The organism is Myceligenerans halotolerans (assembly GCF_054782975.1).
The window spans coordinates 151,937-162,249 of record NZ_BAAGRL010000057.1; the positions used below are offsets into that span (position 1 = coordinate 151,937).

Annotated in this window: 11 protein-coding genes and 1 riboswitch; of the genes, 5 read left to right on the top strand and 6 right to left on the bottom strand. The window is 72.6% G+C overall.

Translation table 11 applies throughout. The features are described from left to right. Positions 1-759, bottom strand: a complete 759-nt coding sequence (locus ACYVK5_RS24650; RefSeq protein ID WP_460708685.1) for a copper homeostasis protein CutC — start codon at positions 757-759, stop codon at positions 1-3. A gap of 65 nt (positions 760-824) precedes the next feature. On the opposite strand from ACYVK5_RS24650, the gene ACYVK5_RS24655 reads away from it, so the two are divergent. Continuing rightward, positions 825-1,982, top strand: coding sequence for a PrsW family glutamic-type intramembrane protease (locus ACYVK5_RS24655; protein WP_460708687.1), 1,158 nt, complete (start codon positions 825-827; stop codon positions 1,980-1,982). A 225-nt stretch (positions 1,983-2,207) separates the two neighbouring features. Here the strand turns inward: ACYVK5_RS24655 and pgi are convergent, their stop codons facing one another. The 4 genes from pgi to ACYVK5_RS24675 all read right to left on the bottom strand — a co-directional run bounded on the left by pgi (position 2,208) and on the right by ACYVK5_RS24675 (position 7,680). After that, positions 2,208-3,929: a glucose-6-phosphate isomerase gene (gene pgi, locus ACYVK5_RS24660; RefSeq protein ID WP_460708689.1), complete on the bottom strand. Its 1,722-nt coding sequence runs from the start codon at positions 3,927-3,929 to the stop codon at positions 2,208-2,210. A 135-nt stretch (positions 3,930-4,064) separates the two neighbouring features. Further along, a complete protein-coding gene (locus ACYVK5_RS24665) occupies positions 4,065-4,880 on the bottom strand; it encodes an ABC transporter ATP-binding protein (protein ID WP_460708691.1) in 816 nt (271 codons plus the stop codon). Continuing rightward, positions 4,880-6,664 carry an ABC transporter permease gene (locus ACYVK5_RS24670; RefSeq protein WP_460708694.1) on the bottom strand — a complete coding sequence of 595 codons (1,785 nt, stop codon included), beginning with the start codon at positions 6,662-6,664 and terminating at the stop codon, positions 4,880-4,882. The genes ACYVK5_RS24665 and ACYVK5_RS24670 overlap by 1 nt, the downstream gene beginning before the upstream one ends. Continuing rightward, complete coding sequence (locus tag ACYVK5_RS24675) at positions 6,661-7,680, bottom strand: thiamine ABC transporter substrate-binding protein (protein WP_460708696.1); 1,020 nt, start codon at positions 7,678-7,680, stop codon at positions 6,661-6,663. Before ACYVK5_RS24675 ends, ACYVK5_RS24670 begins: the two co-directional genes overlap by 4 nt. Next, positions 7,680-7,797, bottom strand: a riboswitch (TPP riboswitch). Its footprint overlaps the gene before it by 1 nt. A gap of 49 nt (positions 7,798-7,846) precedes the next feature. Here ACYVK5_RS24675 and ACYVK5_RS24680 point away from each other — a divergent pair. From ACYVK5_RS24680 to ACYVK5_RS24690, 3 genes are all read left to right on the top strand, one after another. After that, positions 7,847-8,134, top strand: coding sequence for a DUF4235 domain-containing protein (locus tag ACYVK5_RS24680; protein ID WP_460708698.1), 288 nt, complete (start codon positions 7,847-7,849; stop codon positions 8,132-8,134). A gap of 104 nt (positions 8,135-8,238) precedes the next feature. Continuing rightward, positions 8,239-8,721 (top strand): cyclic pyranopterin monophosphate synthase MoaC, encoded by a 483-nt coding sequence (gene moaC / locus ACYVK5_RS24685; RefSeq protein ID WP_460708700.1) that lies wholly within the window; start codon positions 8,239-8,241, stop codon positions 8,719-8,721. Then, on the top strand, positions 8,718-8,960 hold the full coding sequence (locus ACYVK5_RS24690; protein ID WP_460708702.1) for a MoaD/ThiS family protein: 243 nt from the start codon (positions 8,718-8,720) through the stop codon (positions 8,958-8,960). Before moaC ends, ACYVK5_RS24690 begins: the two co-directional genes overlap by 4 nt. Positions 8,961-9,110: 150 nt before the next feature. On the opposite strand, the gene ACYVK5_RS24695 is transcribed toward ACYVK5_RS24690, so the two are convergent. Continuing rightward, entirely contained in the window at positions 9,111-9,629 is a 519-nt protein-coding gene (locus ACYVK5_RS24695) for a MogA/MoaB family molybdenum cofactor biosynthesis protein (protein WP_460708704.1), read from the bottom strand. A 99-nt stretch (positions 9,630-9,728) separates the two neighbouring features. Here ACYVK5_RS24695 and ACYVK5_RS24700 point away from each other — a divergent pair, with 99 nt between their 5' ends. Beyond that, positions 9,729-10,187, top strand: coding sequence for an RrF2 family transcriptional regulator (locus tag ACYVK5_RS24700; RefSeq protein WP_460708706.1), 459 nt, complete (start codon positions 9,729-9,731; stop codon positions 10,185-10,187). Positions 10,188-10,313 lie beyond the last annotated feature (126 nt).

The window sequence follows — 10,313 nt, forward strand, 5'->3', positions numbered from 1 at the left end:
CTACCGCAGCTGCAGTTCGCGGACGGCCTTCGCGACGGCCCGCGCGACGTCGGCGTCGGTGGTCTCGTAGCTTCCGGTGCCGCCGCCGGGTCCGGCGTCGTCCGTCACGACCCGCTTCGCGCTCAGGTGGATCGCGTCGACGCCCGCGGCCGCCAGGGCCGGCACGTCCTCGATCCGGACGCCGCCGCCCGCCATGATCTCCACGCCCAGGTCGGCGCTGCGTTCCGCCAGCAGCGCCAGGCGCTCCACGCCCTCGCCCGCCCGGGCGGCCTGGCCCGAGGTCAGGACGCGCGTGACCCCGAGGTCGGCGAGCCGGTCGAGCGCCGTGAGCTGGTCGGGCACCATGTCGAGCGCCCGGTGGAAGGTCACCTCGGCATCGCCGGCGGCCGCGACGAGGGCGCGGACCGTGTCCTCGTCCACGGTCCCGTCGGGGGTGAGGGCGCCGACGACGACGCCGTCGGCCCCCGCGTCGACCGACAGGATCGTCTCGCGGACCATCAGGTCGCGCTCCTCGGCGGACCAGGTGAACCCGCCCGGGCGCGGCCGGATCAGGACGTGGACCTCCAGGATCGGGGCGCCCGCCGTCTCGGGGACCACGGCGGCGGCGTCGATCGCGGCCTCGATGAGGGCGGCGCTGGGCGTGAGACCGCCCGTCGCCCCGAGAGCGGAGCACAGCTCCACCCGCCGGGCGCCGACGTCGGACGCGATCCGCGCGCCTGCGGGGTCCTGGACGGCCAGCTCGAGGGCGACATTGTGCACGGACGCCAGGCTACCGCCGAGCCGGGGTCGCCCCGAGCAGGTGAACTTCACTAGGCTCTGCGTCCATGACCGTCGACCCGAGTGCGATCCTTCGGGGCCGTCCGCCAGGCCGGGCGCCCACGGGGGTGATCGTGGCCATCGCGTTCTCCTCCGTATGCCTGATGATCGTGCTCGCGTTCGACGCGATCGACGGCGGGGCCTCGTTCGTCGTGGGGCTGCTCCTCGCCCTGCTCCCGCTCGGGATCTGGCTGCCGGTGATCCTCGCGCTGGACCGGATGGAACCGGAGCCCAAGAACGCGCTGATCCTCGCGTTCCTGTGGGGCGCGGGCGTGGCGGCGCTGGTGTCGATGGTGCTCAACACACTGCACTTCGTGGTCATCACCGACCTTCTCGTGAGTGCCGACGACGGCTGGTACTGGACCGCGGTGGTCGGCGCGCCGATCGTGGAGGAGGTGCTCAAGGCGTTCGTGCTGTTCGGCATGCTCTGGTTCCGGCGCCACGAGATCAACGGCCTCACCGACGGCATCATCTACGCCTCGATGGTTGGCCTGGGCTTCGCCGCCACGGAGAACATCACCTACTTCATCGAGGCCGCCGAGGAGGAGCAGCTCGGCTTCGTGTTCCTCATGCGTGCGGTCATCGCGCCGCTGCTGCACCCGCTGTGCACGGCGATGACCGGGATCGGCGTCGCGGTCGCGGCGATGAGCCGGCCCGGCACGCTCCGCTTCGCGGCGCCGCTGATCGGCCTGACGGGTGCGATCGCCCTGCACAGCCTGTGGAACGCGGCGTCTTCCCGGGGGATCGGCGGCCTGGCGTCCGCGTACCTGATCGGCCTGGTCGTGATGATCGTCCTGGTCGTGGTGGTGCAGCGGGAACGTCGCCGGCTCGTCGGCCTCATCCTGCACTACCTGCCGAAGTACATCCCGACGGGCGTCGTGGCGATGGTCGACGTCCAGATGCTCAGCTCGCTGAAGGCCCGCAAGGCGGCACGCGAGTGGGCGACCTCCCGCGGCGGCCGGGCGTCGGGGACGGCGATGCGTGAGTACCAGCAGGCCGCGACCGAGCTCGCGATGCTGCACGAGCGGGCCGAGCACGCGGCGGCGGAACCCGTCGAGCTGGAGAGCCAGCGCCAGGCGCTGCTCTGGGTCATGCAGCGCGCCCGCGCCACCTTCCTCCCGTCCGCGAGCACGGCCAACCTCCCCTGGGCGAACAACACGGTCTAGCCACAGCCTCGCCCCTTCCCGGACGGCCGGCCCGAGAGCCGGCGACCCGGCCCGGCCCGGCCGACCTCGCCGGCCCTGCCGTCGTGCCCGATCGCGCGTCGACCACGTCATTCCCGCCGAGCACGCCATTGTGTGTGGTGGAAGGGCTTCCACCACACACAATGGCGTGGTCGCGCTCGGGGTGTCGTCGCCGGGCTGGGGTCAGCCGGGCGGCGGAGTGATCTGTCAGGCGCGGAGTTCGCGGTACTTGGCGATGAGGGCGGCCGTCGAGGTGTCCTGGGCGGCCAGGGCCGCCTCGTCGCCCGCGACCGCCGGGGCGATCTCCAGGGCGAGCTTCTTGCCGAGCTCCACGCCCCACTGGTCGAACGAGTCGATCCCCCACACCACGCCCTGCACGAACGTGATGTGCTCGTAGAGCGCCACGAGCTGCCCGAGCACCGAGGGCGTGAGGGCGGGCGCGAGGATCGACGTCGTCGGCCGGTTCCCGCTGAACGCGCGCGCCGACACGAGCTCCTCGGCCGTGCCCTCGGCGCGGACCTCGTCCGCCGTCTTCCCGAACGCCAGCGCCTTCGTCTGCGCGAAGAAGTTCGCCAGGAACAGTCCGTGCACATCGGCGCCCGGGGACACTGCCTTGCCGTCGCCCACCGGGTCGGTGAGCCCGTACGCGGGCTGCGCGACCGCGATGAAGTCCGCCGGGATCAGCCGCGTCCCCTGGTGGATGAGCTGGTAGAACGCGTGCTGCCCGTTGGTGCCGGGCTCGCCCCAGAAGACCTCGCCGGTGTCGGCGGTGACCGGCGAGCCGTCCCAGCGGACGGACTTGCCGTTCGACTCCATGGTGAGCTGCTGCAGATAGGCCGGGAAGCGGTGCAGCTGCTGCGCGTACGGCAGCACGGCGTGCGTGTGCGCGTCGCGGAAGTTGGTGTACCAGACGTTCAGCAGGCCCATCAGCACCGGCACGTTCCGCTCGAGCGGCGCCGTGGCGAAGTGCTCGTCCATCGCGTGGAAGCCTGCGAGCAGTTCGGCGAACCGTTCGGGCCCGACGGCGATCGCGAGCGACGTGCCGATCGCGGAGTCCATCGAGTACCGGCCGCCCACCCAGTCCCAGAAGCCGAAGGCGTTCTCGGTGTCGATGCCGAACGCCGCCACCTTGTCCAGGGCCGTCGAGACCGCGACGAAGTGCTTCGCGACCGCGCCGGACCGCCCCTCGTCGCTGTCCTCGATCGCGCCCGCCGACACCAGCGACCGCCAGAGCCAGTCGCGGGCGAGCCGCGCGTTGGTGAGCGTCTCCAGGGTGCCGAACGTCTTCGACGCGACGATGAACAGCGTGGTCGCGGGGTCGAGGTCGGCGGTCTTCTGCGCGACGTCCGTCGGGTCGATGTTCGAGACGAACCGGCACTCCAGCCCCTCGGCGACGTACGGCTCCAGCGCCTCGTACGCCATGACCGGACCCAGGTCCGAGCCGCCGATGCCGATGTTCACGATCGTGCGGACCTGCTGACCCGTCACACCGGTCCACTCGCCGGACCGGACCTTCTCGGCGAAGGCGTAGACCTTCTCCAGCTCGGTCTGCACGTCCGCGTCGATGTCCTGACCGCCCACGTGCAGCGCGGGGACCGCGCCCGCCGGCCGGCGCAGCGCCGTGTGCAGGACGGCACGGTCCTCGGTGACGTTGATGTGCTCGCCGGCGAACATCGCGTCCCGGCGCTCGGCGACACCCGTCTGCTCGGCGAGGGCGGTCAGCGCCGCCAGCACGTCGTCGGTCAGCAGGTTCTTGGACAGGTCCACATACAGGTCGGCGGCCTGGAAGGCGAACCGCTCGGCCCGGCCGGGGTCGGTGTCGAACCAGCTCCGCAGGTCCGGGCGGAGGTCCTCGGAGAGCCGGGAGAGGTCCGCCCAGGCGGACGTGGTCGTGGCGTCGACAGGCTGCTTGGCAAGCTCGGTGCGCATGGCTCAAACCTAACGTCCGACGACGGCCGTGGCGGGGCCGTTCCGCGATGCGCGGCCGCGGGCGGGACTGCGGGACGGCAGGCCGACGAAACGGCGGGACCAGCGGGCCGGCAGGACGGCAAGCCGGAGGCCAGGTCACGTCAGCCCGAGGAACTCCGCCACCTCGCGGGATGCCGGCTTCTCGCGGAGCTCGTCCGGTGGAGCGACCTGGAGCAGACGCCCGCCGGACATGACCCCGACCCGGTCCGCGACCGCGAAGGCCTCGTCGTGGTCGTGGGTGACGAACAGCGCCGTCGTCGCCGTCTCCTTCAGCACCCGGCGCACGTCGGCCGCCAGGCGCTCGCGCAGCCTGCGGTCGAGCGCGGAGAGCGGCTCGTCGAGGAGCAGCAGGCGCGGGCTCGGCGCGAGCGCCCGCGCGAGCGCGACCCGCTGCCGCTCTCCCCCGGACAGCGTCGCGACCCGGCGACGCTCGAAGCCCGTGAGGCCCACCAGGTCCAGCAACCCGGCGACGCGTTCGGCCCGCCGCGGGCCGGGGACGTGCTGCGCCTCGAGCCCGTAGGCGACGTTCCGCCCGGCGTCGCGGTGCGGGAAGAGCTGCCCGTCCTGGAACATCAGGCCGAACTGGCGGCGGTGCACCGGCACGCCCGTGACGTCGACGTCGTCCCACGTGACCGTGCCGCCGGCGAGCGGCTCCAGCCCCGCGACGGCACGCAGGAGCGACGACTTGCCGCACCCGCTCGGCCCGAGCAGCGCGACGATCTCGCCCTGGTCCACGTCGATCGAGACGCGGTCGACGGCGGTGGTGGTGACCCGCTCCCGCCGCCACGGCCTGCCGGGCGCCTTCGCGTAGCGCACGACGACGTCGCGCACGGCGAGCCCCGCCCCGTCCCCGCGCCCTCCTGAACCGGTGGCCGTGTCCGGCGACCGGGTGCCCGAGTTGAGCGACACCATCAGAACTCTCCTCCGCCATGATCGCCCCGCAGGCGCTCCGCCAGCATCATCACCATCGCCGTCAGGGTGGCCAGCACCACCGACGCCGCGAGTGCCATCCCGTAGTTCTCGGCCCCCGGCCGCCCGATGAGCCGGAAGATCACGATCGGCAGGGTCTCGCTCTGCGGCCGCACCAGGAACGACGTCGCGCCGAACTCCCCGAGGGACACCGCGAACGCGAACCCGACGGCGAGCCCGAGGGAGCGCGCCGCGAGCGGCAGGTCCACGGTGCGCAGCACCGTCCCAGGACCCGCGCCCAGGGTCCCCGCGACCTCGCGCAGCCGGGGGTCGATGGCGCGCAGCACCGGCAGCACGGTGCGTGCCACGAGCGGGACCGCGACCACCGCCTGCGCGATCGGCACGAGCGCGGGCGAGGTGCGCAGGTCGTACTGGACGCCGAGCGGCTGGTCGAGGGTGACGAGGAACCCGAAGCCCACGGTCACGGCGGACACGCCGAGAGGCAGCATGAACAAGCCGTCCAGCAGGGACACCGCCCGGCGGGCTCCGGTCCCGCGCGGGCGGCGGGACGCGAGGAGCGCGACCAGGCCGCCCACGACCAGCGCGATCGCACACGCCCATGTCGCGGTGCGCAGGGAGTTGCCGAGCGCCTCCCAGACCGTGACGGTCAGCGCGCCGCGCTCGCCGGTGGTGCCGAGCGCGACGTAGTTCGCCGGCCCGAGAGCGCCGTCGGGTCCGCGGAACGAGCGCAGCACGAGGCCGCCGAGCGGTAGCAGGATCAGTCCGCCGACGACGGCGGCGGTAGCCGCCACCATCGCCACGTCACCACGCGACCAGCGCAGCGGCCGGGCCGACGTGCGGTCGCTGACGAGGTGCAGGGCGGCTTCGCGCCGGCTGCGGGTGCGCGCGGAGATGGCGAGGGCGGCAGCCACGACGACGAGCTGCAGGATCGAGAGCACGGCCGCCGACCGCAGGTCGAGGAACTGCGTGGTGCGCACCCAGATCTCGGTCTCGACGGTGCCGTACCGCGCGCCGCCGAGCACCATGACGACGCCGAACGCCGTCGCGCAGAAGAGGAACACGACCGACGCCGCCGAGACGAGCGCGGGGGCCAGCGACGGCAGCGTGACCGTCCACCACACGCGCTGGGGCGAGGCGCCGAGTGCGGCGGCCGCCTGCTCGGCGCGAGGGTCGAGGCGCTCCCAGAGCCCGCCCACGGTGCGCACCACGACGGAGAGGTTGAAGAAGACGAGCGCGACGACGATCCCGCCCAGGGTCTCCTCCAGGCCGAGGAACCCGAGCGCGCCGTCGGGCACGAACAGGCTGCGGAACGCCACGCCGACCACCACGGTCGGGAGCACGAAGGGGACGGTCACCAGTCCGCGCAGCAGGCCTCGGCCGGGGAACGCGCGGCGGTACAGGAGGAACGCGACGGGCAGTCCGGCGAGGAGCGAGAACGCCGTACCGAGGAGGGACTGGGCGAGCGTCAGGCCGACCAGGCGCCAGGTACGCGGGCGGCCGAGGACGTCCGCGAACCCGGTCAGGTCGAGCGCGCCGTCGGCGACGAATCCGCGCGCCACCAGCGTCGCCACGGGCCACGCGAAGAACAGCCCCACAAACAGCAGCGGGATGAGCGCGACCGTGCCCCAGGCGAGCGCTCGGCGGATTGCCGGAGCGTCAGGGGACCAGGCGCGGACGTATCTTTCCCGAAGTGGAGGGCCCCCTGGGGCCCGTGAACGCGTCCGCGCATGGAACCCTCGCGGATCGGACGTCCGCCGGGCGCTCATCCCAGCACGATCGCGGTCCACGCCTCGATCCACTCGTCACGGTGCTCCGCGATCTCCGCCGGATCCACCTGGTACGGGTCGTCGGCGAGCGGGGCGTGCTTGGCCCACTCCTCGGGCAGGGCGACGTCCTCGTCGGCCGGATACATGTACATCGAACCGGGCAGGTCCGCCTGGACCGTCTCCGACTGCAGGAACCTCACCAGCTCCCAGGCGCCGTCCGGGTTCTCGGCGCCGGTCAGCACGCCGGCGTACTCCTCCTGGCGGAAGCAGGTCTCGAGCAGCGCGGTGGTGGTCGACTCGCCGTCCTCGGTCACGGTGTAGGCCGGCGACGTCGCGTACGACAGGACGAGCGGGCGGTCGCCCTCCCCGTCCGCGCCGGAGAAGTCGACGTAGTAGGCGTCCTCCCAGGAGTCGACGACCTTGACGTCGTTCTCCCGCAGCGCCGACCAGTAGTCGCCGAAGCCGTTGGGCCCGAACGCGTCGTACGTGGCCAGCAGGAACGCGAGTCCGGGGGACGACGTCGCGGGGTTCGTCACGACGAGCAGGCCCTGGTACTCGGGCTCGGCGAGGTCCTCGAGGGTCTCGGGGGCGTCCAGGTTCTGCTCGGCGAGCCACTCCTTGTCCGCGTTGATGCAGACGTCGCCCTGGTCGATCTGCTCGAGGTCGCCGGAGATCACGCCCTCGTCGGTGACGCGCGACGCGAACGTGTTGTCGATACCGAACACCGCGTCGCCGAGCGGCGCGTCCTTGGTCAGCACGAGCTGGTTCGCGAGCGTGCCGGCGTCTCCGGCGGCGTTCACCTCGACCGTGTACCCGCTCTCCTCCTCGAACTCCTCGAGGATGCCGTCGCTGAGGGCGAACGAGTCGTGCGTGACGAGCGTGACGGTGTCCGACGCCGGCGAGGCATCGGCGTCCTGCTCGCCGGCGGGCTGCCCGGTGCAGCCGGTGAGCAGCAGGGCGGCCGCGGCGGACGCAGCTGTCGCCGCGGTCACGGCGGTACGGCGGAACATGGTCATGAAAGGTCCTTTCGACTTCCTCCACCGGTGCTAACCGGATCAGGTTCGAGGGTCTGCGGCGAACCGCACTCTCAGCGCCCGCGTCGTTCGGTGGCGGGGGCTCCCCTGTCGTTGTTCTCGGCAGCCTACCTCTGCTGTCCGACACGGATGCCGATACGGTGGGTCCGTGGCCGAGAATGAGACGGAACCGACACTTGCGGTGAAGATCGGCACCATTGCCCTCACGTTCGCCGCCGGATGGGCGGCACAGAAGGCTCTGGCGCTGATCTGGAAGCAGGTCACCGGTAAAGACGCACCTACCAAGCCTGACGACCCGGAACTCGACATGGTCCAGGCGACCGTGTTCGCCGCGGTCGCCGCCGGGACGGCCGTGCTCGCCAAGCGTGTCGCCGCGCGCGGCGCGCAGCGGGCGGTGGCCCGGATCGCCGCCCGTTCGGCGGCTCGCTCGTCATGACCGCGTCCCGGGGGCCGGCCGGTCGGCCCCCGGGACGACAGCGGGGCGGAACGCCAGGGACGGACGGCGGTGAGAGCGGGCGCGCGATCTCCTACGCTGAGCACGTGACCTTCACGCATCTCGACGACCGGGGCCAGGCCCGCATGGTCGACGTCACCGCCAAGCAGCCCACCGTTCGTTCCGCGACGGCGACCGGTCACGTCGCGTGCGCGCCCGACGTCGTGGCCGCCCTGCGCTCAGGGGACGTGCCGAAGGGCGACGTGCTCGCCGTGGCCCGGATCGCCGGCATCGCGGGCGCCAAGCGCACCGCCGAGCTCCTGCCCCTCGCACACGTGATCGGCGTGCACGGTGCGGTGGTGGACCTCGAGGTCACCGACGACGGCGTCCACATCTCCGCCACCGTCCGCACCGCCGACCGCACCGGTGTGGAGATGGAGGCGCTGACCGCGGTGTCGGTCGCCGGGCTGGCGGTGGTCGACATGGTCAAGGGCCTGGACAAGTCGGTGTCGCTCGCGGACGTCCGCCTCGTGGCGAAGACCGGCGGCAAGTCGGGTGACTGGGTTCGTCCGGAGGCCGGGACGCCATGATCCAGGTGCGGTACTTCGCGGGAGCGCGAGAGGCGTCGGGTGTCGGCACGGAAGACGTCCCGGGCCCGACGACGGCAGGCGGGCTGCGGGCCGAGCTGGCCGCGCGGCACGGGGCAGGGCTGAGCGAGGTCCTGCCGAAGTGCACGCTTCTGGTGGCTGGAGCCCGGGCGGCGTCGGACGGGACTCCGGTCCCGGACGGGACGACAGTGGACGTGCTCCCGCCGTTCGCGGGCGGCTGATCGCTCCGGCGTGTGCCGCGGCCTTGTCTGTCCGCGGGCCGCTGCGGCTCTGTCAGGCGCGCGTCGCCGCCGCCGAACCGGCTGACAGCTTCGAGCTGTCGACACCGCGTGAGAACCGGCCCTCATCCGACGGGTGGGCCACCGGGTGGGCTACGACGTGGGTGCGGAGGTGTGGTCGCCGCCGTCGAGCTGGTCGCGGATGTGCGGCCAGAGCGGCATGACGACCTCGGCGCCGTCCCGGGCCCCTCCCGTCGATCCGGGCAGGTTCACGACGAGCGCGGGCCGGCCGCCGTCGGGCATCCGGATGATGCCGGCGAGGCCCCGGGACAGGACCGCGGTGGGGACGCCCGCGTTCGCGCCCTGGGCGCGGATCGCTTCGGCGATGCCTGGGATCTCCGTGGCGAGGAGGCCACGGGTGCCCTCGGGCGTGAGATCGCGAGGGGTGACCCCCGTACCTCCGGTGGTGAAGATGAGCCGGGCCTGCTGGGCGAGCGTCCACCGCAGGACATCCCGGACGGACTCGATGCCGTCCGGTACGACGCGGGTGACGACGTCGCTGATCCCATGCTCGGCGAGTACCTGCACCACGAGGGGACCGGAGCGATTCTCCGACTCTCCGCGGGCACAGCGGTCCGACACGGTGATGACGGCGGCGCGGTCGGAAGTCATGACTACACCCTAGAAGGTCGGCCGGCGGCACGTGCCGTGCGCGCCTTGGACCGCGCCGGTCGGGTCCCTTAACCGCTAATTCCGGTAGACAATAGGGGCATGAGGATCTCCGCTCGAGCCGACTACGCCGTGAGGGCCGCTGCCGAACTCGCGGCCGCCGACCTCGACGTGCCCGTTCGCGCGGAAGCCCTGGCATCCGCGCAGGACATCCCCTACCGGTTCCTGGAGGGCATCCTCAGCGACCTGCGCCGGGACGGGCTCGTCATCAGCCAGCGCGGCGCGGGCGGTGGCTACCGCCTGGCCCGGCCCGCGGACCAGGTCACGATCGCCGACGTCATCCGCGCCGTGGACGGGCCGCTCGTCTTCGTGCGCGGCAAGCGCCCTTCCGATCTGGAGTACCAGGGCCCGGCGGCGCCGTTGCTCCAGGTCTGGGTCGCGCTCCGCGCCAACGTCCGCACGGTCCTGGAGCAGGTGACGCTAGCCGCCCTGGTGGCCGACGGACTGCCGGCCGAGATCCGGGACCTGGTCCGTGCTGACGACGCGTGGGAGAACGCGTAAACCCCCGGGCGTCGGCTCGGGGGTTTTGTGGGGTGGATTTCGGGCATGGCTCGAGGCCCGCACCATACGGTGCGGGCCTCGAGGTGAATTGAGGTCCGGCGGCGTCCTACTCTCCCACCCCCTGGC

What these genes read in the sequence shown, in the direction of transcription:
- ACYVK5_RS24655 (WP_460708687.1), top strand. Translation starts at nt 825, where the DNA reads ATGACCGTCGACCCGAGTGCGATCCTTCGGGGCCGTCCGCCAGGCCGG.
- pgi (WP_460708689.1), bottom strand. Translation starts at nt 3,929, where the DNA reads ATGCGCACCGAGCTTGCCAAGCAGCCTGTCGACGCCACGACCACGTCC.
- ACYVK5_RS24665 (WP_460708691.1), bottom strand. Translation starts at nt 4,880, where the DNA reads ATGGTGTCGCTCAACTCGGGCACCCGGTCGCCGGACACGGCCACCGGT.
- ACYVK5_RS24670 (WP_460708694.1), bottom strand. Translation starts at nt 6,664, where the DNA reads ATGAGCGCCCGGCGGACGTCCGATCCGCGAGGGTTCCATGCGCGGACG.
- ACYVK5_RS24675 (WP_460708696.1), bottom strand. Translation starts at nt 7,680, where the DNA reads ATGACCATGTTCCGCCGTACCGCCGTGACCGCGGCGACAGCTGCGTCC.
- ACYVK5_RS24690 (WP_460708702.1), top strand. Translation starts at nt 8,718, where the DNA reads ATGATCCAGGTGCGGTACTTCGCGGGAGCGCGAGAGGCGTCGGGTGTC.
- ACYVK5_RS24695 (WP_460708704.1), bottom strand. Translation starts at nt 9,629, where the DNA reads ATGACTTCCGACCGCGCCGCCGTCATCACCGTGTCGGACCGCTGTGCC.
- ACYVK5_RS24700 (WP_460708706.1), top strand. Translation starts at nt 9,729, where the DNA reads ATGAGGATCTCCGCTCGAGCCGACTACGCCGTGAGGGCCGCTGCCGAA.